The 24036-nt window shown below is 29.8% G+C and carries 25 protein-coding genes and 1 other annotated feature; of the genes, 24 read left to right on the top strand and 1 reads right to left on the bottom strand.

The features are described 5' to 3' along the window. The first annotated feature begins 51 nt into the window (after window positions 1-51). The 3 genes from ACQPUW_RS05095 (at window position 52) to ACQPUW_RS05105 (ending at window position 1995) form a co-directional block, all read left to right on the top strand. Window positions 52-1011: a DUF4003 family protein gene (locus ACQPUW_RS05095; RefSeq protein WP_430836410.1), complete on the top strand. Its 960-nt coding sequence runs from the start codon at window positions 52-54 to the stop codon at window positions 1009-1011. Between the two features lie 36 nt (window positions 1012-1047). Beyond that, the gene (locus ACQPUW_RS05100) at window positions 1048-1461 is read left to right on the top strand and encodes a HutP family protein (protein ID WP_430836411.1); all 414 of its coding nucleotides are present in this window, start codon (window positions 1048-1050) and stop codon (window positions 1459-1461) included. A gap of 120 nt (window positions 1462-1581) precedes the next feature. Next, window positions 1582-1995, top strand: coding sequence for a hypothetical protein (locus tag ACQPUW_RS05105; protein WP_430836412.1), 414 nt, complete (start codon window positions 1582-1584; stop codon window positions 1993-1995). 71 nt (window positions 1996-2066) lie between these two features. Here the strand turns inward: ACQPUW_RS05105 and ACQPUW_RS05110 are convergent, their stop codons facing one another. Further along, entirely contained in the window at window positions 2067-2396 is a 330-nt protein-coding gene (locus ACQPUW_RS05110) for a thioredoxin family protein (protein ID WP_430836413.1), read from the bottom strand. Window positions 2397-2520: 124 nt separating this feature from the next. Between ACQPUW_RS05110 and ACQPUW_RS05115 the strand changes: the two genes are divergently transcribed. The 21 genes from ACQPUW_RS05115 (at window position 2521) to sigK (ending at window position 24026) form a co-directional block, all read left to right on the top strand. Continuing rightward, window positions 2521-2787 (top strand): hypothetical protein, encoded by a 267-nt coding sequence (locus ACQPUW_RS05115; protein WP_430836414.1) that lies wholly within the window; start codon window positions 2521-2523, stop codon window positions 2785-2787. Between the two features lie 144 nt (window positions 2788-2931). Next, window positions 2932-4206: a replication-associated recombination protein A gene (locus ACQPUW_RS05120; protein ID WP_430836415.1), complete on the top strand. Its 1275-nt coding sequence runs from the start codon at window positions 2932-2934 to the stop codon at window positions 4204-4206. A gap of 487 nt (window positions 4207-4693) precedes the next feature. After that, window positions 4694-5146 carry an RrF2 family transcriptional regulator gene (locus ACQPUW_RS05125; protein ID WP_204595653.1) on the top strand — a complete coding sequence of 151 codons (453 nt, stop codon included), beginning with the start codon at window positions 4694-4696 and terminating at the stop codon, window positions 5144-5146. A 2-nt stretch (window positions 5147-5148) separates the two neighbouring features. Beyond that, window positions 5149-6330 carry a cysteine desulfurase NifS gene (gene nifS, locus ACQPUW_RS05130; protein ID WP_430836416.1) on the top strand — a complete coding sequence of 394 codons (1182 nt, stop codon included), beginning with the start codon at window positions 5149-5151 and terminating at the stop codon, window positions 6328-6330. 2 nt (window positions 6331-6332) lie between these two features. Continuing rightward, entirely contained in the window at window positions 6333-6767 is a 435-nt protein-coding gene (nifU, locus tag ACQPUW_RS05135) for a Fe-S cluster assembly scaffold protein NifU (RefSeq protein ID WP_204595655.1), read from the top strand. Between the two features lie 8 nt (window positions 6768-6775). After that, the gene (mnmA, locus tag ACQPUW_RS05140) at window positions 6776-7855 is read left to right on the top strand and encodes a tRNA 2-thiouridine(34) synthase MnmA (RefSeq protein ID WP_430836417.1); all 1080 of its coding nucleotides are present in this window, start codon (window positions 6776-6778) and stop codon (window positions 7853-7855) included. A 132-nt stretch (window positions 7856-7987) separates the two neighbouring features. After that, entirely contained in the window at window positions 7988-8482 is a 495-nt protein-coding gene (locus ACQPUW_RS05145) for a PRC-barrel domain-containing protein (protein ID WP_430836418.1), read from the top strand. Next, window positions 8466-9497 (top strand): AI-2E family transporter, encoded by a 1032-nt coding sequence (locus tag ACQPUW_RS05150; RefSeq protein ID WP_430836419.1) that lies wholly within the window; start codon window positions 8466-8468, stop codon window positions 9495-9497. The genes ACQPUW_RS05145 and ACQPUW_RS05150 overlap by 17 nt, the downstream gene beginning before the upstream one ends. Window positions 9498-9587: 90 nt before the next feature. Continuing rightward, window positions 9588-9766 (top strand) — a binding site (T-box leader). A gap of 48 nt (window positions 9767-9814) precedes the next feature. Next, on the top strand, window positions 9815-12460 hold the full coding sequence (alaS, locus tag ACQPUW_RS05155; RefSeq protein ID WP_430836420.1) for an alanine--tRNA ligase: 2646 nt from the start codon (window positions 9815-9817) through the stop codon (window positions 12458-12460). Between the two features lie 145 nt (window positions 12461-12605). Continuing rightward, window positions 12606-12863 (top strand): IreB family regulatory phosphoprotein, encoded by a 258-nt coding sequence (locus ACQPUW_RS05160; RefSeq protein WP_039315650.1) that lies wholly within the window; start codon window positions 12606-12608, stop codon window positions 12861-12863. 46 nt (window positions 12864-12909) lie between these two features. Continuing rightward, window positions 12910-13329, top strand: coding sequence for a Holliday junction resolvase RuvX (gene ruvX, locus ACQPUW_RS05165; protein ID WP_430836421.1), 420 nt, complete (start codon window positions 12910-12912; stop codon window positions 13327-13329). A 72-nt stretch (window positions 13330-13401) separates the two neighbouring features. Further along, window positions 13402-13662 carry a DUF1292 domain-containing protein gene (locus ACQPUW_RS05170; protein WP_204595661.1) on the top strand — a complete coding sequence of 87 codons (261 nt, stop codon included), beginning with the start codon at window positions 13402-13404 and terminating at the stop codon, window positions 13660-13662. A 22-nt stretch (window positions 13663-13684) separates the two neighbouring features. After that, complete coding sequence (locus ACQPUW_RS05175) at window positions 13685-14146, top strand: Fur family transcriptional regulator (RefSeq protein ID WP_204595662.1); 462 nt, start codon at window positions 13685-13687, stop codon at window positions 14144-14146. Window positions 14147-14219: 73 nt separating this feature from the next. Beyond that, the gene (locus tag ACQPUW_RS05180) at window positions 14220-15887 is read left to right on the top strand and encodes a ribonuclease J (RefSeq protein ID WP_430836422.1); all 1668 of its coding nucleotides are present in this window, start codon (window positions 14220-14222) and stop codon (window positions 15885-15887) included. 174 nt (window positions 15888-16061) lie between these two features. After that, window positions 16062-17888 carry a translational GTPase TypA gene (gene typA, locus ACQPUW_RS05185; protein WP_430836423.1) on the top strand — a complete coding sequence of 609 codons (1827 nt, stop codon included), beginning with the start codon at window positions 16062-16064 and terminating at the stop codon, window positions 17886-17888. A 97-nt stretch (window positions 17889-17985) separates the two neighbouring features. Beyond that, window positions 17986-18990: an endolytic transglycosylase MltG gene (mltG, locus tag ACQPUW_RS05190; protein ID WP_430836424.1), complete on the top strand. Its 1005-nt coding sequence runs from the start codon at window positions 17986-17988 to the stop codon at window positions 18988-18990. Window positions 18991-19008: 18 nt separating this feature from the next. Beyond that, on the top strand, window positions 19009-19653 hold the full coding sequence (locus tag ACQPUW_RS05195) for an O-methyltransferase (RefSeq protein WP_204595666.1): 645 nt from the start codon (window positions 19009-19011) through the stop codon (window positions 19651-19653). Between the two features lie 8 nt (window positions 19654-19661). Continuing rightward, window positions 19662-20906: a peptidase U32 family protein gene (locus tag ACQPUW_RS05200; RefSeq protein WP_221860822.1), complete on the top strand. Its 1245-nt coding sequence runs from the start codon at window positions 19662-19664 to the stop codon at window positions 20904-20906. 11 nt (window positions 20907-20917) lie between these two features. Further along, a complete protein-coding gene (udk, locus tag ACQPUW_RS05205) occupies window positions 20918-21535 on the top strand; it encodes a uridine kinase (RefSeq protein WP_430836425.1) in 618 nt (205 codons plus the stop codon). A 57-nt stretch (window positions 21536-21592) separates the two neighbouring features. Beyond that, window positions 21593-23200: a penicillin-binding transpeptidase domain-containing protein gene (locus ACQPUW_RS05210; RefSeq protein ID WP_430836427.1), complete on the top strand. Its 1608-nt coding sequence runs from the start codon at window positions 21593-21595 to the stop codon at window positions 23198-23200. Window positions 23201-23324: 124 nt separating this feature from the next. Next, on the top strand, window positions 23325-24026 hold the full coding sequence (gene sigK / locus ACQPUW_RS05215) for an RNA polymerase sporulation sigma factor SigK (protein WP_204595669.1): 702 nt from the start codon (window positions 23325-23327) through the stop codon (window positions 24024-24026). The last annotated feature ends 10 nt before the right edge of the window (window positions 24027-24036 follow it).

Genomic DNA, 24036 nt, shown 5'->3' on the forward strand with positions numbered 1-24036 from the left:
TAATTATATAATATTTAATATTTAATGCAAAAATTTTATGAGGATGATGAAATGGATATTGAGCTGAAAGAGAAAGTAAGAATTTTTATTGAACTAAACAATGAATTTAAAAAGAATTTAAGGTGGGATGGAAAAGATTTAAATTGTCTAGCATCTTTAATAGCAAATGGTTCTGATGAAGAAATTAATGAGACTAGAATAAAGGATATAAGGAAGTATATTAGAAAGAACACTAAATTTAATTCTAAATTCAGAGGAGAGTTTAAAAAGGTTTTCTCTATTCTTATGAATGGTAGAAAAGACTATAAGGAGGTCTTTTTAAATACCAAATATATAAATTCTTCATTAGTAGATAGAGGTTTTAAAGATAATAAAGAAACTCTTTATACAGCATTTTTATTATCTAAAAGATTTAACGGTGAGGAATTAGAAGAAAAATTAAATAGACTATTTGAAATAAAAGAAGTTATTAATGAAGAGCAGTATGATTTCTTTATGAAAGAGGATTATATAGTATATGTGTATCTGACGGCAATAGATAAAGAAATTAATGAGATAGTTCAAGATATAAAAAATATTGACTCAAAGATAAGAGAGATAAATTTAAAGGAAGTTAAGAGTCTTGATTCTTTTTATTTGTCTTTACTTATTACAAATTCAGATATAGAGAAAAAAATTGAGAAAGTACTTAATATTAGGTGCAATCTTATAGATAGCTACAGTTTTATAGAAGAAGATGTATATCCTCTTATAGGATTAGCTTCAAGCTTTGTAAGGGAAGATGAAGTTTTCGCTAAGGGAGTATGTGATATATATGACATGCTAAAAGAAAAAAAGGATTTTAATAGCAAAGGAATATCTGAAAAAAATATTTTTAAAATATCGTTGTGTATTGTATTAATGAGATATCTAGAGTACATTAAAGGTGATATAATAGATGTAGATACTGAGGAAGAAGATGATCTTATATATATTATAGAGGAGTATATAGCCTTTTCAATTATCTTATAAATCATAATCTTCCCTTAGGGATTGGAGAACGTAAAGATGAGAAATACTAGTACAGAAGTAGCAAAGATTGCTACAAGAATGGCAATTTCAAGTAGAGACGAAGAGGAAGTTTTAAAATTAAAATATAAGAAAAGTGATTATCTAGTAACTGCAGTTAATATTGGTGGAAATATCAATGATTCTATTCACACTATCTTAGAAAGAGCACTTGTTGCTTCTAAAAGAAACAATTTAATAAGAGAAGAACATATTCATGAAGGAGCTATAATAGGTGCAACTAGAGATGCTTTAATGCAAGTTCAAACTAGAGCAAGTGGTCAAAATGTTGGTGGGAAAATTGGTATAGCTAGAAGAGGCGAGCATATATCAGTTTGCATTTTTCTAAGTATAGGTCTTCTTCATTTAGATGAAGTAGTTATTGGGATTGGACATAGAGCAATTCCGATATAACATATAAGCTCAAGGATATCCTTGAGTTTGTTTATTTATATAAACAAAATTTCTTGATTGCATAAAGATTGTTTGATAAAGTTTACTTATCTTAAATTAACATAGAAAGAAGGAAATATAGTGTATATTGTTTTTGGAAAGAAAATATTAGATACAAAAGAAATTGGAGAAAACATAGAAGAAAATACAGAATTTAAAGTTCTTAAAGATATGAGCAAAGGAACTAAAAGAGAGGATGTTTGTGCTTATAATTTAAGTATTCCAGTAGAATTATTAAATGAAGAGATAGATTCATCATATAATATAGAAGAACTTGATGAAGACACATTATTTGAAGAGTATATGGCCATTGCAGAAGAGATTGCTATGGAAATAGAAGAATTTTTACCAGAAGAGAGTAAAGTTAGATTTGTAACATATAAGTGGGATCTTTCAGATAATGATGTTAGAGGAATTCTTGTTGTAGGCAATGATGAAATAACTGAAAATAAAATGATGGATGTTCTAAAAAGACTTTTAACTCAAGTAGAATAAGAAAAAATACCCTATGGTAATAGTGCCATAGGGTATTTAAATTTTTATTATATAAATATATCATAGCTTTACTATTCTTCATTACATAATTCATAATATCTATTTATATCTTTGATTAAATTTTCTACACTAAAGTATCTTGCCTCTCTTATATATTCCTTTCCATCTATATATAACAGTATTGCAGGAAAAGTAAATATACTAAAGCTTGCTAAGATTTCATCTGTATTAAAAGGTGGTATTTCATAAGCAGATATCTTAGGAAATTTCTTTAATTCCACTTCAAGTTTTTCTTTTATTGCACCACAAGCACTGCATGTTGGTGAAGAAAAATAAAGTAAAGTTATTCCCTTCTTTTTTAATAAGCCTTCAATAGTTTTTTTATCATTTACTATAACCATATAAACATCTCCTTTACTTAATATTATCATAAGTGTCAATAAAGAGTTAATTTATATAAGTTTATAATAAATCTTCACATATACAAATATAAATAGAGATAAGAATAATAAATGTAGGTGGATTATGATTATAAAAGCAATAACTGTACCAACACCAAGGAGGATAAAGAAAAAGATTGAAAAGTTTTGTACAAAAGAAAGGATGGCAATGTATTCTCTCATAGGAGGAGGGATTTTAACCATATCTCTTACAGATACAGAACTTAAATCTTTACCTATAGGAGGACTTTTATATTGTGGTTTTACTTATGAAGTAATAGAAAGAACAGAGCCAGAGATATTAAATATGATTTATAAAAATTATATAAGTCCATATCCTAGATTATATTAATATATAACTATTACAGTAATAAAAAGTTTAATTAATATAAAAGTATAGTTAAGATAAGGATTGGATTTGCAATATAAGCTAGATATAATATTAAATAATTATGATATAATTATTTAATATTAAGTTTAGAAAAGAGTGGAAAGAATGCGTAAACCATTAGCTGAAAAAATAAGACCTAATGAATTAAGTGAAGTATTTGGTCAAAAGCATATACTAGGAGAAAATAAAATTTTAAATAGAATAATAAAAAGTGGAACAATAAATAATATGATTTTTTATGGACCACCAGGGATAGGAAAGACTACAGTTGCAAATATTATTTCTAATAAAATAAATAAAAGATTTTATAAGTTAAATGCAACTACTGCTTCCTTAAAAGATATACAAGAAATAGGAAAAGAATTAGATACTTTCATGGGTAGAGATGGAGTAGTTCTTTATCTAGATGAGATTCAAAATTTTAATAAAAAACAGCAACAGTCTCTTCTTGAATACATAGAAGATGGGAGAATAACTTTAATAGCATCTACTACAGAAAATCCTTATCATTATATTTTTAAGGCCCTTTTAAGTAGATCAACTATATTTGAATTTAAAGCCTTAGATGAGGAAGATGTAATTGATGCATTAAAGAGAGCTGTATCAATTGAAGAAGAAGACTATGAAAATTTAAAAATAATAGTTAGTGATGAAGGATATAGATATTTTGCAGCAGCTTCTAATGGTGATGTTAGAAAAGCGCTAAATGGACTTGAAGTTGCGATAAATTCAACTAATCCTAATGAAAATGGAGAAATAATAATAGATTTAGAAGTGGCTAAAGAAAGTACTCAGACAAAGGTTGTAGCTTATGATATGAAGGGTGATAGCCATTATGATATATTAAGTGCATTCCAAAAGTCTATAAGAGGAAGTGACCCTAATGCTTCAATTCATTATTTAGCAAGGCTTATTAAGGCTGGAGATTTAATATCTATATGTAGAAGACTTCAAGTTATTGCAAGTGAGGATATAGGCCTTGCATATCCACAAGCTGCTATGATAGTAAAATCTTTAGTTGATTCTGCAAGAGAACTTGGATTTCCAGAAGCTAGAATACCCCTTGCTGAAGCAACAATACTTTTAGCTACCAGTCCTAAATCGAATAAAGCCTATGTAGCTATAGATTCAGCTTTAAAAGATTTAGAAACAATGAAAATAGATGATATGCCAAACACCTTAAAGGATGCTCATTATGGTGGTGCAAAGAGTCTTGGAAGAGGAATAGAATATAAATATCCTCATAATTATGAAAACTCCTATATAGAACAGCAATACTTACCTAATAATATAAAAAATAAAAAATATTATATACCAGGAGATAATAAATTTGAAAAGGGTATTGATAACTATTGGAAAGCTATAAAGAAAAAGAAATAAGCTTAAATATGATAAAAATGAATTTACCGTGTATTTATCATAGTATTAAATAAATACAATAATATTATAAATAAAATAATAGTATTAAAGAATTAAAATAGTACAAATTAAAAATAAAGTGAGTATTAACAAATTTAATAGAGTTAATACTCACTTTATTTAACTTATTTAATATATAGATAGCTTAGGCTTAATAGCTTTTGTGAATTTGAAATTAGGATATAAGTTTATTTTTAGTAGATTTTTTGTGTTGAAATATTTGGGGGATTTGTGTTGGTTTAAGATAGGCTTATAATACTTTTTTATTGATAAGGAATCTTATAAATTATGGGATATAGCAATTTATAATACTAAGTAAAATATACTTAAATAAATTTAAAACAAATTTTCATAAATTATTTACATAACTTTATTGACAATAACCGAGTGCTTTGGTAAGATATAATCATAAATCGTAGTAAGTTACTCTACTTTAAGGGGTGAATCAATGAAACTTTCAACAAAAGGAAGATATGGTGTAAAAGCTATGGTTGATCTTGCAATTAACTATGGAGAAGCTCCAGTATCAATAAAAACAATATCAAAGAGACAAAATATATCTGAATATTATTTAGAACAACTATTTAGTCCCCTTAGAAAAGCAAAGCTTATAAAAAGTATAAGAGGTGCTCAAGGTGGGTATGTACTTAATAAAGAACCTAAATATATAAAGGTATCAGATATTATGTATGTTTTAGAAGGTCCTATTGAAGTGGCAGATTGTATAGATGGTTCAGAATGTAACAATATAGATTGCTGTGCAACTAGGATTCTTTGGAAAAAAATAAAAGATAGCATTGATAGTGTTATGGAATCAATAACACTTGAAGATATAGTTAATGATTATGAAATTATAAAGAAAAAGAATCAAGAGTTAAATCTTGTAGATAGAGGTGAATAGAAATGAGATCAGTATATATGGACTATGCTGCAACAACATACGTTAAACCAGAAGTTTTAGAAGAAATGCTTCCATACTTCAGTAATAAATTTGGGAATCCATCTTCATTCTATGGAATATCAAGAGAAACAAAGATGGCAGTAGATAAGGGTAGAGGTCAAGTTGCTAAAGCTTTAAATGCTGACATGAGTGAAATATACTTCACAGGTGGTGGATCAGAAGCTGATAACTGGGCAATAAAAGGTGTCTGTGCTGCTTATAAAAATAAAGGAAACCATATCATAACAACTAAGATAGAACACCATGCTGTATTACATACTTGTCAATACTTAGAAAAGCAAGGATTTGAAGTTACTTACTTAGATGTTGATGAAGAAGGCTTTATAAGATTAGAAGATCTTAAAAATGCAATTACAGACAAAACAATATTAGTATCTATAATGTTTGCTAACAATGAAATTGGTACAATAGAGCCTGTAAAAGAAATTGGTAAGATCTGTAGAGATAAAAAGATTTTATTCCATACAGATGCAGTTCAAGCAATTGGAAATGTTGAAATAGATGTTAAAGATATGAATATTGACTTATTATCACTTGCAGCTCATAAGATTTATGGACCAAAGGGAATAGGTGCACTTTATGTAAGAAAAGGTGTTAGAATACACAACCTAATCCACGGTGGTGGTCAAGAAAGAAATAGAAGAGCTGGAACAGAGAATATAGCTGGAATAGTTGGATTTGGTAAGGCAATTGAACTTGCAACAAACAACTTAGAAGAACATGCTAAGAAAATGACTGTTTTAAGAGATAGATTAATAGATGGATTATTACAGGTTCCTTATACAAGATTAAATGGACCAAGAGGAGATAAGAGACTTCCAGGTAACGTAAATATTTCATTTGAATTCATAGAAGGAGAATCAATACTACTTTCATTAGACTTTGAAGGAGTATGTGCATCAAGTGGTAGTGCTTGTACATCTGGATCATTAGATCCTTCACACGTATTACTTTCTATAGGATTACCTCATGAAAAAGCTCATGGATCATTAAGATTAACATTAGGTGATGGATCAACAGAAGAAGATGTAGATTATGTTTTAGAAGTTGTACCACCAATAATAGAAAGACTTAGAAAGATGTCACCATTATGGACTGACTTTATTAAGAAGGGAGAAAATTAATTATGATATATAGCGAAAAGGTAATGGATCACTTTAGAAATCCAAGAAATGTAGGAATTATAGAAGATGCAAATGGTATAGGAGAAGTTGGAAACGCTAAATGCGGAGATATCATGAGAGTATACCTTAAGATAGAAGATAACAAGATTTTAGATGCTAAGTTTGAAACATTTGGTTGTGGGTCAGCTATAGCTTCATCATCAATGGCTACAGATTTAATCAAAGGAAAGACAATTGAAGAAGCTTGGGAACTTACAAACAAAGCAGTTGCAGAAGCTTTAGATGGACTTCCACCAGTAAAAATGCACTGTTCAGTTTTAGCTGAAGAAGCAATCCACAAAGCTATAAACGATTATAGAAAAAAAGAAGGTTTAGAAGCTTGGGATTTTGAAGAGCACGGAGACGATTTACACGACCACATTCACGGAGAAGAATAGGTGATATAATGGAAAAGAAAAAGGTTGTTGTAGGTATGAGCGGCGGAGTTGATAGCTCCGTCGCTGCTTACCTTTTAAAGAAACAAGGTTATGATGTAATAGGTATTACTATGCAAATTTGGCAAGAGGACAAAGAATACGAAGAAAGAGAAGGCGGTTGCTGTTCTCTATCAGCCGTAGATGATGCTAGAAGAGTTTGTGAAAAATTAGATATACCTTTTTATGTATTAAATTTTAGAGATTCATTTAAAGAAAATGTAATTAAATACTTTGTTCAAGAGTACATAGATGGAAAGACACCAAATCCATGTATTGCTTGTAATAAACACTTAAAGTTTGATGAACTTTTAAGAAAAGCAAGAGGAATAGGTGCAGAGTATGTTGCTACAGGTCATTATGCTAAAATTGAAGAAAGAGATGGAAGACATCTTTTAATAAGATCTGATGATGACAGAAAAGATCAAACATATGCTTTATATAATTTTACACAAGATCAATTAGCACATACATTAATGCCATGTGGTGAATTTACTAAAGATAAAATAAGAGAAATTGCAAAAGAAATAGGGTTAGCTGTTCATAATAAGAAAGATAGTGAAGAAATATGCTTCATACCTGATAACAATCATGGAAGATTTATAAAAGAAGAGCGTCCAAATGAAGTTAAGCCAGGTAATTTTGTAGATAGTAAAGGTAATATACTAGGACAGCATAAAGGAATAGTATACTATACAATAGGACAAAGAAAAGGTCTTGGAATAGCTCTTGGAAAGCCTGTATTTGTAACAGATATAAGACCTAAGACGAATGAAGTCGTATTAGGATCTGAAGAAGCTATCTTTAAAACTGATTTAATTGCAAAGGATATAAACTTTATTCCTTTTGATGAATTAAAGGGCGATATGAATGTTCAAGCAAAGGTTAGATATTCAGCAAAGCCTGCAGATGCAGTGATTTCACCTCTTCCAAATGGAAAAGTTAAGGTGTCATTTAAAGATAAGCAAAGAGCGATAACAAAAGGCCAATCAGTAGTATTTTATGATGGTGAGATTGTTGTCGGTGGTGGAATAATCGAAGGATTAGCATAAATTTTAAGACTAGAGAATTTTCTCTAGTCTTTTTTGTTTATATAAAATTAATGTGTTAAATATATTTTATCTTTAAGTTTAAAATTGGAAATAATGGGTAAGCTAAGTATATTAAGTTTAGGAGGGTTAAATATGCTTAGGAGCAAGGATTTCTATATGAAGAGTGTTTATGACATTAGTGGTAAAAAAATAGGAATTGTAGAAGACCTTTTTATTAACTTTTTTGAAGGGAAAATTATCGGAATTAAGATTTCTAATTATGCATTATTTTCAAAAAAGAATTTCATTAATTGTGAGGATATTATATCTATAGATAGAGACATTGTTGTAAGAAAAAGCATTCAAGGGGATGGGCTTAAGTTAAAGAGTGTTAAAGGTATGGAAATAATTGATTTGAATGGTGATATAAAAGGGGTAATGGAAGATTTAATAATTGAAGAAAAAGACTTTTCAATTAAGGGACTACTAGTTAGTACTGGTGTTATAGAAAGGCTTTTAAAAGGGAAAGATGTTTTGCTTGTAAATGAGTGCATTTTAGGTGAAGAATATATATTATATATTGGCAGAGGTGATGTAACATTAAAAGCTATGCCTAGAAAGGGAGAGAAAAATGAGATTTCCAATTAAAAATAAATCATTAATAATAAGAATAGTTATATTAATTCTGCTAATTTTAGCTGTAGTTTTATATTTTAATTGGAGTATATTTAGAGATGTTGTAAATATTATAGTTATATCAGCAATATTAGCTTATGTTATAAAGCCGCTAAGAGATTTGCTTTCTGATAAATGGAGGACATCAAAGAGGACATCAACACTTATAGTTATGCTTGGTATATGCTTTTTAATAGTTTTATTATTTTCGATATTAATACCAAAACTTATGAGGGAAATGGGTAACTCAGTAACTATAATTGATGAATTATCAGATTACTTAAATAATATAGGAGAAAAAATAAAATCAAATGACTCATCAATAGCAATTACAATATATGAAGAATTAGAAGTAAAGTTATGGGGAGGTATAATGGCATTATCTCATAGTGCTATAAACTGGATTATAAACTTTACAAGTAATATAGTATCTATAGCAATTATACCTATAGTTGCATACTATTTTTTATCTGATGGAGATAGTGTATCGAATAAAATGTATTTATTAATACCTATTGAAAAAAGAAGTATAACTAGAAAAATAGTAAATGATGTGAATTTACTTCTTGAAAGATACATAATAAGTCAAGTGATGCTTTCTTTAGCAACTGGAGTTATGTGCTTTGTTTTATTCTTGGGCTTAGATGTTAAGTTTGCGCTTATACTCTCTATAATAAATGGAGTATTTAATATTGTACCGTATTTTGGGGCCTTTTTTGGAGGAATCCCAGCTGTTCTTATAGCCTTTGTTGATTCTCCAGTTAAGGCTTTGTGGGTTGTAATTGGAATATTAGTAATTCAACAGATAGAGGGAAATATATTAGCTCCAAAAATAACAGCAGATAGCACTAACATACACCCTCTAATAATAATCATATTATTACTAATAGGTGAGAAGGCTGGAGGGGTAGCAGGGATGATTCTAGCTGTGCCTGTAGGGGTAATATTAAAGGTAATATATGATGATCTAAATTATTACTTGTTTTAACATATGTATATTTGTAGAAAAACAACAAATAATTATTAAAAATATTGACATATTTAAGTATATAAAATATAATTTCTTTAGTAAATTGAATATTTAGCTATGACCGGGATGAGTAGATTTGAATTTATTTTTTAGAGAGGAAGTGGATGGTGAAAACTTCTAAATAAATCATTTTGAAGCTACCCATGAGCTATAACCATTTAAAGAGATGTAAATTAATTTTACATAATTAGGGTGGTACCGCGGAAGAGTTAGCTTTCGTCCCTTGCTATTATTTTGGGATGAGGGCTTTTTTTATTGTAATGGAGGTAAGAAATATGAAGTATATGGGAACAAATGAGCTTAGAGAAGCTTATTTAAGATTTTTTGAAGGTAAAGATCATTTAAGGCTAAAGAGTTTCCCTTTAGTTCCAAAAAATGATAAGAGTTTATTATTAATTAATGCAGGTATGGCACCACTTAAGCCATATTTCACAGGTTTACAAGAACCACCAAAGAAGAGAATTACAACATGCCAAAAATGTATAAGAACAGGAGATATCGAGAATGTAGGTAAAACTTCAAGACACGGTACTTTCTTTGAAATGCTTGGTAATTTCTCTTTTGGAGACTATTTTAAAGAAGAAGTAATTCCATGGGCTTGGGAATTTATAACAGAAGTATTAAAAATGCCAAAGGATAAATTATATGTAACAATATATTTAGATGATGATGAAGCATTTGAAATATGGAAAAACAAAACTGATATAGATACAAGCAGAATATTTAGACTTGGAAAAGAAGATAACTTCTGGGAACATGGTGCAGGTCCATGTGGTCCATGTACAGAAATCCACTTTGAAAGAGGTATAGATGTAGAACCGGTTAAAACTGCTGAAGAATTTGTAAAAGCTAGTGATGAAGATAGAATAATAGAATTCTGGAACTTAGTATTTACACAATTTGATGGAGATGGAAAAGGTAATTATGAAAGATTACAAAATCCTAACATAGATACAGGAATGGGACTTGAAAGACTTGCTACATTAATGCAAGGTGTTGAAAATATATTTGAAATAGATACTGTTAAAAATATATTAGGTAGAGTTTCAGAACTTGCAAATGTTAAATATGGAGAAGACGCTACAAAAGATATATCACTTAGAATAATAACAGACCATGTTAAGTCAGTTACTATGATGATTTCAGATGGTGTTCAACCAAGTAATGAAGGAAGAGGATATGTACTTAGAAGACTTCTAAGAAGAGCTGCAAGACATGGAAGAGTTCTTGGAATAAAAGGATTATTCTTAAAGGATATAGTAGAATCAGTAGTTGAAAACTATGGCGTTGAATATGATGAACTTATTGCTAAAAAAGATTACATTGAAAAAATTGTTACGTTAGAAGAAGAAAGATTTAATGAAACAATAGATTCAGGAATGGGAATACTTTTAGGATACATTGAAGAACTAGAAAAAGAAAACAAGAATGTATTAAGTGGAGAAAAAGCATTTAAGTTATATGATACTTACGGATTCCCTTATGAATTAACAGAAGAAATATTAGAAGAAAAAAATATCACAATAGATAGAGAAGCTTTTGATAGAGAAATGCAAGAGCAAAGAGAAAGAGCTAGAAGTGCTAGAGGAGAATTCACTTATATGGGAAGTGAAGAAACACCAATAAATCTAGTTGATAGCGATATAGAGTGTGAGTTCGTAGGATATGATAAGGACGAAGCTGTTGGAAAAATAGTATTCTTAGCAACAGATGAAGCAGTTGTAGAAGAATTAAAAGAAGGCCAAAAAGGATACATTGTTACTGATAAGACACCTTTCTATGCAGAAATGGGAGGTCAAGTAGGTGATAAGGGTACTATAAAGGGACATAATTTTGAGGCTTATGTATATAACACTAAGAATAATGTTGGTGGAAAAACTATTCATTATGTAAAAGTTAATAATGGAATAGTAAAATTAAATGAAGAAGCAGAATTAAAGATAGATGTAAAGAGAAGAAATAATATACGTAAGAATCATACAGCAACTCATATGTTACATGAAGCACTAAAAGAAGTTTTAGGAGATCATGTTAACCAAGCTGGATCATTTGTTGATGATGAAAGATTAAGATTTGACTTTACTCATTTCCAAGGTTTAACTGAAGAAGAGCTTCAAAAAGCAGAGAATTTAGTTAATGAAAAGATAATGGAAGTATATAGCGTTGATACAGATCTTATGACATTAGAAGAAGCAAGAGAAAGGGGCGCTATGGCTTTATTTGATGATAAATATGGCGATAAGGTTAGAGTTGTATCTGTTGGAGATTATTCAATGGAACTTTGTGGAGGAACTCACGTTTTAAACTCAGGAGAAATTGGATTATTTAAAATAGTTAATGAAGCTGGAGTTGCAGCAGGAGTAAGAAGAATAGAAGCATTAACAGGATTTGCAGCAATAAAGTATGTTGAAGATAAGCAAAAAATGCTAAAGGAAGCATGTGCTGTATTAAAATGTAATGAAAAAGAAATAATAAATAAGATTTCTACACAAACAGCAGAAATAAAAGAAAAAGAAAAAGAAATTGCAGAATTAAAATCAAAACTTACAAGTGGTGCTGAAGATGATATATTAAATTCAGCTAGAGATATAAATGGTATTACTGCAATAGCATATGCATTAGAAGATGTTGACGGAAATGCATTAAGAGACTTAGGGGATAAGATAAGAAATAAGGCTCCAAAATCAGTAGTTGTATTAATAAGTAAAGTAAGTGATAAGGTTAATTTAGTTGCAATGGCAAGCAAAGATGCAGTAGCATCTGGAATCCATTGTGGTAAGATAATTAAAGAAGTAGCATCAGTAGTTGGTGGCGGTGGAGGTGGAAGACCTGACATGGCTCAAGCTGGTGGAAAGCTTCCTGAAAAAATAAATGAAGCTATCGATAAATCATATTATGTAATTGAAACTTTAGTAAAATAGTGTACTTTTAAAAAGATATGGGTTATAATTATTTTATAAGATATGAATATAAAAGAATAAATATGGAGATTACTATTAACAGTATATATAAATTTCCTTTAACAATAAGGTAAGGGGGTGAGCTGCTAGAAGAGCAGCATAGGATATGAGTAATAATTTAGAGCATACAATGCAATTTGATTTATCAAAAAATAAAGAAGTGCTAACAAAAGCCATTTTAACTGAGGTTTATAATTCGCTTCAAGAGAAGGGGTATAATCCAATTAATCAGCTTGTTGGTTATCTAATATCAGGAGACCCTACTTACATTACAAATTACAACGGAGCAAGAGCTTTAGTAAGAAAACTTGAAAGAGATGAAATTCTTGAAGAAGTTATAAAATCTTATTTAGAGATAAAATAAAAAAAGTGCCCTGTTGAAGGGCGCTTTTTGTTTTTAGGGAGATAATATGAGAATATTAGGATTAGATGTTGGGCAAAAAACAGTTGGAGTAGCTATTTCAGATCCTTTAGGATTTACAGCACAAGGAATAACAACTATAAGAAGAACTAAAAAAAGTGAAGATGTAGAAGCTGTAAAGAGAATATGTAATGAATATTCTGTAGAGACTATAGTTATTGGATTACCTAAAAATATGGATGGCTCAATTGGATTTGCTGGAGAAAAGATACAAGAATTCAGTGAACTCTTAAAAGAGGCTATAGATTTAGAAATAGTATTTTGGGATGAAAGACTTACCACTGTTGCAGCACATAGGGCTATGCTTGAGGCTGATTTATCAAGAGGAAAAAGAAAGAAAATAGTTGATAAAGTAGCAGCAACGTTTATTTTACAAGGATATTTAGATAGAATATCTAGCGTTAAATAATTATTAATTGAAAATAATTATTGACAATACTTTACTATAGTAATTAAAATAAAGAAAAAGGAGAGAATAAATATGGAAAAAGATATAGAATACATTGATTTATTAGATGAAGAGGGAAATGAGTTATCATTTAAAGTGATTAGCTTTTTTAAGATAGATGATTTAAATAGTGAATATGTAGTTTTAACTCCAGCTGATGAAGAGGGAGATGAAGCGGTAGTTCTTAAAGTCGAAAAGGATGAAGATGGAAGCGATAACCTTATAAATATAGAAGATGAAGCTGAATTTGCAATGGTAGAAGAAGCTTATAATTTATTAATGCAAGAAGATTAGAACATAGAAAGAGGTGTTGTAAATGGGAAGCTTAATTTCAGTGGATATGCAAGAACTTAAAGAAGATTTAAAGAAAAAAGGATATAAATTAACTCCTCAAAGAAGAGCTATAGTTGATACTATAATAAAAAATGAAGGAAAACATTTAACTGCCGAAGAAATATATGATGAGGTAAAAAAAGATTGTCCTGAAATAGGCTTAGCTACAGTTTATAGAACGGTATTACTACTTGAGGAAGTAAAATTATTATCTAGATTAGATTTAAGCGACGGATGTAGTAGATATGAAATTATTCACCAAGATGAAGAACATAGACATCACCATTTAATATGCAATCAATGTAACAAAGTTTTTGAAGTTGAAGAAGATTTATTAGATGAATTAGAACAAAGAATAGAAACAAAATATGGGTTTAAAATACAAGATCATAGTGTAAAATTCTTTGGAATCTGTGAAGAGTGTATGAAGAAAAATAAAGAATAATTAAAGGAATCCTCTCAAATATAAAAGAGATGACATCCTTTGTTTATACATATTTTAAATAAGGAGGGGAAATATGAAGAATGAAAGAGCTAAGGTTAAAATCATTCCTTTAGGTGGAATAGATGAAATCGGGAAAAACCTTACAGTTGTAGAATATAAGGACGACATTGTAATTATAGACTGTGGTTTAAAATTCCCAGATGTTGATATGTATGGAATAGATATAGTTATACCAGATATATCATACCTATTAAAAAATAAAGATAAAATTAGAGGAATATTTTTAACTCACGGACATGAAGATCATATAGGTGCACTTCCATATGTTTTAAAACAATTGGATATACCTATATATGGAACTAAACTTACTCTAGGAATTGTAGAAACAAAGTTAAGAGAACACGGACTTTTAGCTACTACAAAATTATTTAGAGTAAAACCTAAAGACAAAATAAAATTACAAAATGTAACGGTTGAATTTATTAAAACTAATCACTCAATAGCTGATTCAGTTGCGATAGCAATCCATACTCCACTTGGAGTTGTTCTACACACAGGAGACTTTAAAATAGACCATACTCCAATAGATGGTGCTAGAACAGATTTTGCAAGACTTGCAGAACTTGGAAGAAAAGGCGTACTTGTAATGATGGCGGATTCTACTAATGTAGAACGTCCAGGTTACACAAAATCAGAAAGTGTAGTTGGTGAAACTTTAAAAAGATTATTTGGAAGAGCAAAGGGTAGAATTTTAGTTGCTACTTTTGCATCAAATATTCATAGAATTCAACAAATAATAACTGCAGCAGAAATGTATGATAAGAAAGTTGCGGTATCCGGTAGAAGTATGGAGAATATCGCGCAAGTTGCGATAGATCTTGGATACTTAAAACTACAAAAAGATACTTTAATAACAATTGATGCAATACAAAAGTATAAAAATGAAGAGGTAGTTATTATAACTACTGGAAGCCAAGGAGAGCCGATGTCAGCACTTGCTAGAATGGCAGCTTCAGAGCATAGAAAGATTACAATAGTTGAGGGGGACACTGTTATAATATCAGCAACTCCAATACCAGGTAATGAAAAATTAGTATCAAAGGTTATAAATCAATTATTTAAAAAAGGTGCAGAAGTTATATACGGTTCTGATGAGAATGTTCACGTTTCAGGGCATGCTTGTCAAGAAGAATTGAAGCTTATACAAACTATAGTAAGACCTAGATTCTTTATACCTGTACATGGTGAGTATAGACATTTAAAGCAACATGCAGAACTTGCTGTTAGCGTTGGATTAAATCCAAGAAATTATGTATTACCAGAAACAGGAGATCAAATTGAAATTACACGTAATTTAATAAAGAAGAATGGAACTGTAACATCAGGTCAAGTTCTTGTTGATGGATTAGGTGTTGGAGATGTTGGTCATATAGTTTTAAGAGATAGAAAACATCTTTCACAAGATGGTATATTAACTGTTGTTGTAACTCTTGATAGAGAAAGTGCATCAGTTATTGCAGGACCTGATATAATTTCAAGAGGTTTTGTATATGTAAGAGAATCAGAAGGTCTTATGGATGACGCAAGAGGAATTGTTAAAGCTGTTTTAAGTGAATGCGAAAAGTCAAAGATTACTGATTGGGCAACTATAAAGAGTAGAATTAGAGATGAACTTAGAAACTTCTTATATGAAAAGACTAAGAGAAAACCTATGATACTTCCAATAATAATGGAAATTTAATTAAATAAGTGGTTCATTTAGCAATCATTTATATTGACTTTTTAAAAAGTAAAGATTAGAATATAAATTAGTGCGAGAATTGGGTACACAAGTATCCAATTTTCTTTTTGAAAAAAAATATTATAGGTTTACATAGAAAAAAACAAAAGTAAAGCTAAAAAGTGGAGGAATATAATGGAATTAATTAAAAGAGAAGATATTAGAAATATAGCTATCATAGCCCACGTTGACCACGGTAAGACTACTTTAGTAGATGCGTTATTAAAAGATAGCCATACTTTTAGATCAAACGAAAAAGTACAAGAAAGAGCTATGGACTCAAATGACTTAGAAAAAGAAAGAGGAATCACAATCCTTTCAAAGAATACTGCAGTACATTACAATGGAGTAAAAATCAATATTGTTGATACTCCAGGACATGCTGACTTTGGTGGAGAAGTTGAACGTGTACTTAAAATGGTTGACTCAGTATTATTAGTTGTTGACTCATATGAAGGACCAATGCCTCAAACTAAATTCGTTCTTAAGAAAGCATTAGAATTAGGATTAAGACCAGTAGTTGTTATAAATAAGATAGATAAGCCAGATGCTAGACCAGAAGCTGTTATCGATGAAGTATTTGAATTATTCTTAGAATTAGGAGCTGATGATGAGCAATTAGATTTCCCAATAATCTATGCTTCAGCAAGAGATGGTTTTGCAAGACATAATGTAGAAGATACAAATGAAAATATGACTCCTTTATTCGATACAATTTTAGAACGTGTTCCATGTCCAGAAGGATATGTAGACGGACCATTACAAATGCTTGTTACAACATTAGATTCAAATGAATATGTTGGTAGAATAGCAATTGGTAAGATTCATAGAGGAACAGTTAAAAAGAACCAACCTATAGTTTTAGTAAGACAAGATGGAAGTACATCAAATTATAAAGCTACATCATTATTTGGATATAACGGATTAAAGAGAGAAGAAGTTGAAAGCGCTTCAATCGGAGATATAATAGCTCTAAGTGGTGTAGGTGATGCTAATATTGGAGAAACAATAGCTGATTCACAAAATCCAGAAGCTCTTCCATTTGTAGAAATTGATGAGCCAACACTTAGCATGAACTTCATGGTAAATGATTCACCATTTGCAGGTCAAGAAGGAGATTTCATAACTTCAAGACACTTAAGAGATAGATTAATGAAAGAACTTGAAACAAACGTAAGTTTAAGAGTTAGAGAAATAACTCCAGATTGCTTCGAAGTTTCAGGTAGAGGAGAATTACACCTTTCAGTATTAATCGAAACAATGAGAAGAGAAGGATACGAATTACAAGTATCAAAAGCTAACGTTATCTTCAAAGAAGAAAACGGAAAGAAAGTAGAACCAATGGAATACTTAACTATAGACGTACCTGAAGAGTTCATGGGACCTGTAATGGAGAAGCTTGGACCAAGAAAAGGTGAAATGGTTAATATGACATCAGCAGTAAATGGTTATACTAGATTAGAATTTGTAATACCTGCTAGAGGTCTTATCGGATTTAGAAATGAATTCATGACAGATACAAAAGGTAACGGTATAATGAATCACGTATTCCATGGATATGCACCATTTAAGGGCGAAATTCCAGGAAGAAGTAGAGGATCAATAGTATCATTTGAACAAGGAGATGCTATTGCATACGGATTATTTAATGCTCAAGAAAGAGGATCATTATTCATAGATGCTGGTGTGCCAGTATATCAAGGAATGATCGTTGGAGTATGTGGAAGAGCGGAAGATATAGATATAAATGTATGTAAAGGTAAGAAACTTACAAATACAAGATCATCAGGTGCTGATGATGCAGTTAAATTAGTACCACCAATAAAGATGACTCTAGAGAAAGCTTTAGAATTCATTAATAGCGATGAATTAGTTGAAGTAACTCCACAAAATGTAAGAATGAGAAAAACTATCTTAGATAGTGCTGAAAGAAGAAGAAGAACAAGCAGAAGTAAGAAGTAATTACCCTAATTTTATCTTTATAAAGTGAAAAAAAAGTATTATAATAAAGTGAATAGCCTAAATAATGGCTATTTACTTTTATATATAGGGGGATTTTATGAAGAAATCTAAAATAATCTTAATAGTTTTTGTACTCTTAATAATATTATTAGGTGCTACTGTTTTTATGTATACTAGAACTATAAATCATCCCTTAAAATCGGATAAAGATAGTATAGTAGTTGAAGTTAACGAAGGAGAAGGATTTTATACTTTACTTAATGAACTTAAGGAAAAGGGTTTGATTGAAAATGAATTTTTTATAAAAGCTTATTTGAAATTAAATAAAGTTGTTCCAAAGGTATCAAAAGGTACATATACAATTAAAACAGATGTAAGTTTAAGTGAATTCTTAAAGACATTAGAAACTGAAAATGCTGTTAAAGTTGTTATTCCAGAAGGATATACAGTAACTCAAATAGCTGAAGTTCTTGAAAAAGATGGATTGTTTTCAAAAGAAGACTTTTTAAAAGCAGTTAATGAGTATCCTCTTCCAGATTACATAAAGAAAGATAACAAAAGAAGATATGCATTAGAAGGATTTTTATTCCCAGATACATATTCATTCCCAATTGGGGTTACGCCAGATACAGTTATAAAAACTATGCTTGACAAATTCCAATCTGTAATGGAAGAAGCAGAAAAGGAAACAGGGGTGACTGTTCCTACAAATCAAATAGATGAAGTAGTAACTAAAGCATCGTTAATTGAAAGAGAAGCTAGAACAGAAAGAGATAGACCTCTTATAGCTTCAGTTATTGATAATAGAATTAAAAAAGGTATGCCTCTTCAAATAGATGCAACTGTTATTTATGCATTAGGAAAGCATGTAGATAAAGTATTATATAAGCATTTAGAAGTAAACTCACCATATAATACATATAAAAATAAAGGACTACCAGAAGGACCTATAGCAAGCCCTGGAAAGCCTTCATTAATTGCAGCACTTAAGCCTGCAAAAACAGACTATTTATATTATCTACTAGATCCTAACACTGGAGAACACTATTTTACAAGTAGCTATCCAGATTTTGAGAAAAAGAAAGTCGAATTTGGATATTAAATTATCTTGGAGGAATATATGAGCGGAATTACTTATGACTATATGGAAGAATATTTAAGAGGACTAATTGGAGAAAGCAGTGGAAGACTTAAAGAGTTAGAAGATTTTGCAAAAGAAAATGGAGTTCCGATAGTTCAAAAAGAAGCTGGAAAGTTTTTGGAATTTATGGTTAGTATGAAAAGACCATTAAAAATTTTAGAGCTAGGAACTGCCATAGGATACTCTTCTATACTTATGTATGATGCTTCAAAAACAAATCCTGATATTGTTACTATAGAGAGAAGCAAAGAGATGATCGAACTTGCAAAAGAAAATATTAAAAGATTTAACCTTGAAGATAAGATTACTATAAAAGAAGGGGATTGCCTTGAAGTATTAGAAAATCTTGATGAAAAGTTTGATTTAATATTTATGGATGCAGGAAAAGGACACTATAATCATTTCTTGCCACATTGTTTAAGATTACTAAAAGAAGATGGAATTATAATAGCTGATAATGTATTATTTAGAGGAATGGTTCCATCACAGGAATTAGTAAAAAGAAGAAAAATTACAATAGTAAAAAGAATGAGAACATACTTAGAGATGGTTTCAAATGATGAAAATTTAATAACCTCTGTCATTCCTATGGGAGATGGTATTGCGATAACTAAAAGGAGGTAGGTTTGAAGATGAGAAAACCTGAAATTTTAGCACCAGCTGGAAATTTAGAAAAATTAAAAATTGCTATAGATTTTGGAGCAGATGCTGTATATATAGGCGGAAGTAGATTAAATTTAAGAGCTTTTGCTGGAAACTTTACAAATGAAGAAATAGCTGAGGCAGTTAAATATTGTCATGATAGAGAAAGAAAACTTTATGTGACAATGAATGTATTTCCACGTAATTTTGACTTAAATGGAATGGAAGATTATATAAAAGGATTAGAAGCTTTAGGAATTGATGCTATCATAGTAGCTGACCCTGGAATAATAGCAGTAGCTAGAGAAGTAGCACCTAACTTAGAAATACACTTAAGTACACAAGCTAACACTGTAAACTGGAAAGCGGCTAAGTTCTGGTATGATTTAGGTGTTAAGAGAATAGTACTTGCAAGAGAAATGACTTTCAATGAAATTCATGGATTTAGAGATAATCTTCCAGAAGGATGCGACTTAGAAGGTTTTGTACACGGTTCAATGTGTATGGCTTATTCAGGAAGATGTCTAATTTCTAATTATATGTTAGGAAGAGATTCTAACAAAGGAACATGTGCTAATGTTTGTAGATACAAATATTTCTTAGTTGAAGAAACAAGACCAGATGTTTACTTCCCTGTTATAGAAGATGATAAAGGAACATATATAATGAATTCAAAGGATTTATGTATGATTCACCATATACCTGAATTAGTTCAAAGTGGAATATATTCATTTAAAATTGAAGGAAGAATGAAAAGTGAATTCTATGTTGCTTCAGTAGTTAAAGCATATAGAGAAGCATTAGATAGTTACTGGGAAGATCCAGATAATTATAAATTCAAGCAAGAATGGATGGATATCTTATTAAAAGTTAGCCATAGACCATATCATACAGGATTCTTCTTTGGAAAGACAGGAGAACAAAATTATGATGATTCATCATATATAAGAGATTATGATATAGTAGGAATAGTAAAAGAATTTGATGAAGAGACTATGACTGCAACTATAATGCAAAAAAATAGAGTGTTTGAAGGAGATAATGTTGATATATTAAGACCTTATACACCTAATTTCTCAATAAAGATGAATTCAATGTATGATGTAGAAAAAGATGTTGAGACTAATGTTGCTAATAGAGCACATATGATCTTTAAGATGAAGGTTGATACACCTCTAAAAGAAAATGATATGTTAGTAAGAGGAAAACAAACTTTAAAAATTGGAGACAAATAGGAGGCAAACTAATGAAAAAACCTATACTTATTGGAATAACTGGAGGAACAGGTTCAGGTAAAAGTACCATAGCAGACGAAATATATAATAGCTTTAGTGAAGAGTGTATAGCTATGATACAACAAGATGCATATTATAAGGATCAAAGCCATTTAACAATGGAAGAAAGAACAAAAACAAACTATGATCATCCAAAGGCATTTGATAATGATTTATTAATAGAACATTTACATTGTTTAATCAATGGCGAACCAATTAAAAAGCCTATATATGATTTTACTATACATAATAGATCAGAAGAAAAAATAAATGTAGAGCCTAGAGATATAATAATCGTTGAAGGTATTCTTGTACTTGAAGATGAAAGAATAAGAGATCTTTTAGATATAAAGGTATATGTAGATACAGATGCTGATATAAGAATATTAAGAAGAATGCTTAGGGATATAAATGAAAGAGGAAGAGATGTTGATTCTGTAGTAGAGCAATACCTTTCAGTAGTTAGACCTATGCATATGCAATTCACTGAACCAACAAAAAGATATGCAGATATAATTGTTCCAGAAGGCGGACACAATAAAGTAGCTATAGATATATTAGTTTCAAAAATTAAAGATACATTAAAATAACTTGTATAAAACACCTTTTCTTAGTCAAGAATTAGCTAAGGGAGGTGTTTTCCTTTTATGAAGAGAATGGATGTAAAGAGAGGTAATTCTTTATTAGCTCTTCTAATGGTTATATTTGCTGGGTTAGCAGTTAGATTATATTTTTTAAATGTTCATCCTACAGAAAGAGTAGAAGCGAATTATAAGAATCATCAGACTGAAAGCATAAGTGATAGTAAATATATGCTATTAGATACAAGTGGTAAAGATTTAGTAGAGTATGAAAAGAAATATGTATTAGTTATAGATTCAAAGCCTTTTAGTTTAAATAATTATGGGGAAACTTTAGAGGATTTAATGGCTTTAAACTTTATTATGAAGGGGGAAAATAGTGATTTTAATTATACTGATGTAATGAAAAGTCAAGGAAAATTATATTACACTATTTCAGAAGAAACTTATAATAAAATAAATAAATTAGATAATTTAAAAGGCGTATATACCTTTATTAGTGATAAAGTGGATAGAAAAGAAGCTTGGTCTGTAAATGGTATGTTCTCAAATATAACTGATAAAAATATAGTACAGGGATCTATAGAGGAAGAAATATATAATAATATAAAGAATAATGAAATTCCTAAAAAGAATTTTTATCTTGATGAAAAAAATGTTTATACAGATGATGAACTTGTTATAAATGATAATAATAGAAATATAAAACTTACAATAGATAAAGAATTTGATAGTAAGATTAGAGACGTATTATCAAAAGAAGAGTATCAAAAATATAAAAATGTAGGCGTAAGTATTATGGAAAGTGATACGGGAAAAATTAAAGCTTTAGTTCAGAAAAATGAAAGTGAAGCTAATATAAACTTAGGAATAGAAGGAATGGGTTATGAACCAGGGTCTATTTATAAGCTTATAACATACGGAGCAGCTTTAGAGGAAGGACTTGTAACTCCTTATAATACAGTAGCTTGTAATGGTAAGATGTGTAATGGCAAAGTTCATGGAACACTTACAATAAATCAAGGGTTAATAAAATCTTGTAATGATGTATTTGGAGCTATAGGACGTAAAGTTGGATATGATAAATTAATGGAGTATAGTGAAAAATTAGGATTGTTTAAAAGGGTTATAGGAATACAGGGAGAAGGAAGAAACGAAACTTCTGGAGTAAAACCTAAAAATGATGATCCTAAAAATAATAATATTATGGCACTTATTCCAATCGGACAATCAATGAATGTATCTCCTATACAGATGCTTGGAGCTATTAATACCTTTACGAATAATGGAGTTTATGTAAAGCCGTATATTCTAGAGAGTATCTTAGATGATAACGATAAGGTAGTAAAACAATATGAAACTCAAAAAGAAAGAATATTTACAGAGACAACAAGCAAAATTGTGAAAAATGGAATGAAAGAAGTAGTTACTACTGGAACAGGTAAAAGTGCATTTGTTCAAGGTAATGATATGGGTGGAAAGACAGGGTCATCTTCAAGTAGTAATAATACTACACATGGATGGTTTGCAGGATACTTTACAATAAATAACAAACAATACACAATGATTGTTTTTGTTCCAGATTTAATAGAAAAAGAAGATGAAAATATAGGTGGGGGTAACACAGCAGCACCTATATTTAAAGATATAGTATTACAATTAAATAAAAAATAAGAATAAGGCTACATATTTTAAATGTAGTCTTTTACTATAAAGAAAATTATATTTTTTATAAGATAAAGCAAGTTTTCCTTATAAAAATCATATGATATTAGTAAGCACTATAAGGAGGATGAAAGTGTTAGTAATATCGAATTTTATTGATTTGCTCTGTAACACCGTATTTTTAACTGGATACATCTCTAACAATAACACTTTCCCTACACCTCTTGATGAAAAAGAAGAGGAAAAGTATTTAAGAAAACTGAAAGAGGGGGATAAGGGAGCGAAGAGTGTATTAATTGAAAGGAATCTAAGGTTGGTAGCGCATATAGTTAAAAAATATTCTTTTCCAAATAAAGATGTTGATGAATTAATTTCTATTGGGACAGTTGGGCTTATTAAAGCTATAGATTCTTTTGATGTTGATAAAGGTACAAGGCTTGCAACATATGCATCAAGATGTATAGAAAATGAAATACTAATGTTATTTAGAAATAATAAAAAGCAAAAAGGAGAAGTTTATCTGCAAGACCCAATAGGTGTTGATAAAGAAGGAAATGAAATTTGTTTAATTGATGTACTTAGTAGTGATAAGGATTCAGTGCTTGAAAAAGTTGAAAACAATCTTCAGGTAAAGGCTTTGTATAAAAAGATGGAAGAGATACTTACAGAGAGAGAACATGATATAATTATTATGAGATATGGTCTTCAAGATGGAAAAAGCAAAACTCAAAGAGAAATTGCTGCAAAATTAAATATATCAAGATCATACGTCTCTAGAATAGAGAAAAAAGCCTTGAAAAAACTCCAAAAAGTTCTATATGGAAAAGGTATATAGATTTGTTCTA

This window comes from Clostridium sardiniense (genome assembly GCF_050584765.1).
Taxonomy (GTDB): Bacteria; Bacillota; Clostridia; order Clostridiales; family Clostridiaceae; genus Clostridium; species Clostridium sardiniense_A.

Coding starts and splice junctions, on each gene's coding strand:
- mltG (WP_430836424.1), top strand. CDS start 17,986: ATGAAGAAATCTAAAATAATCTTAATAGTTTTTGTACTCTTAATAATA.
- ACQPUW_RS05110 (WP_430836413.1), bottom strand. CDS start 2,396: ATGGTTATAGTAAATGATAAAAAAACTATTGAAGGCTTATTAAAAAAG.
- ACQPUW_RS05195 (WP_204595666.1), top strand. CDS start 19,009: ATGAGCGGAATTACTTATGACTATATGGAAGAATATTTAAGAGGACTA.
- ACQPUW_RS05160 (WP_039315650.1), top strand. CDS start 12,606: ATGAGTAATAATTTAGAGCATACAATGCAATTTGATTTATCAAAAAAT.
- udk (WP_430836425.1), top strand. CDS start 20,918: ATGAAAAAACCTATACTTATTGGAATAACTGGAGGAACAGGTTCAGGT.
- alaS (WP_430836420.1), top strand. CDS start 9,815: ATGAAGTATATGGGAACAAATGAGCTTAGAGAAGCTTATTTAAGATTT.
- nifU (WP_204595655.1), top strand. CDS start 6,333: ATGATATATAGCGAAAAGGTAATGGATCACTTTAGAAATCCAAGAAAT.
- ACQPUW_RS05145 (WP_430836418.1), top strand. CDS start 7,988: ATGCTTAGGAGCAAGGATTTCTATATGAAGAGTGTTTATGACATTAGT.
- ACQPUW_RS05100 (WP_430836411.1), top strand. CDS start 1,048: ATGAGAAATACTAGTACAGAAGTAGCAAAGATTGCTACAAGAATGGCA.
- ruvX (WP_430836421.1), top strand. CDS start 12,910: ATGAGAATATTAGGATTAGATGTTGGGCAAAAAACAGTTGGAGTAGCT.
- mnmA (WP_430836417.1), top strand. CDS start 6,776: ATGGAAAAGAAAAAGGTTGTTGTAGGTATGAGCGGCGGAGTTGATAGC.
- ACQPUW_RS05175 (WP_204595662.1), top strand. CDS start 13,685: ATGGGAAGCTTAATTTCAGTGGATATGCAAGAACTTAAAGAAGATTTA.
- ACQPUW_RS05115 (WP_430836414.1), top strand. CDS start 2,521: ATGATTATAAAAGCAATAACTGTACCAACACCAAGGAGGATAAAGAAA.
- ACQPUW_RS05150 (WP_430836419.1), top strand. CDS start 8,466: ATGAGATTTCCAATTAAAAATAAATCATTAATAATAAGAATAGTTATA.
- nifS (WP_430836416.1), top strand. CDS start 5,149: ATGAGATCAGTATATATGGACTATGCTGCAACAACATACGTTAAACCA.
- ACQPUW_RS05200 (WP_221860822.1), top strand. CDS start 19,662: ATGAGAAAACCTGAAATTTTAGCACCAGCTGGAAATTTAGAAAAATTA.
- ACQPUW_RS05210 (WP_430836427.1), top strand. CDS start 21,593: ATGAAGAGAATGGATGTAAAGAGAGGTAATTCTTTATTAGCTCTTCTA.
- ACQPUW_RS05095 (WP_430836410.1), top strand. CDS start 52: ATGGATATTGAGCTGAAAGAGAAAGTAAGAATTTTTATTGAACTAAAC.
- ACQPUW_RS05180 (WP_430836422.1), top strand. CDS start 14,220: ATGAAGAATGAAAGAGCTAAGGTTAAAATCATTCCTTTAGGTGGAATA.
- ACQPUW_RS05125 (WP_204595653.1), top strand. CDS start 4,694: ATGAAACTTTCAACAAAAGGAAGATATGGTGTAAAAGCTATGGTTGAT.
- ACQPUW_RS05170 (WP_204595661.1), top strand. CDS start 13,402: ATGGAAAAAGATATAGAATACATTGATTTATTAGATGAAGAGGGAAAT.
- ACQPUW_RS05120 (WP_430836415.1), top strand. CDS start 2,932: ATGCGTAAACCATTAGCTGAAAAAATAAGACCTAATGAATTAAGTGAA.
- typA (WP_430836423.1), top strand. CDS start 16,062: ATGGAATTAATTAAAAGAGAAGATATTAGAAATATAGCTATCATAGCC.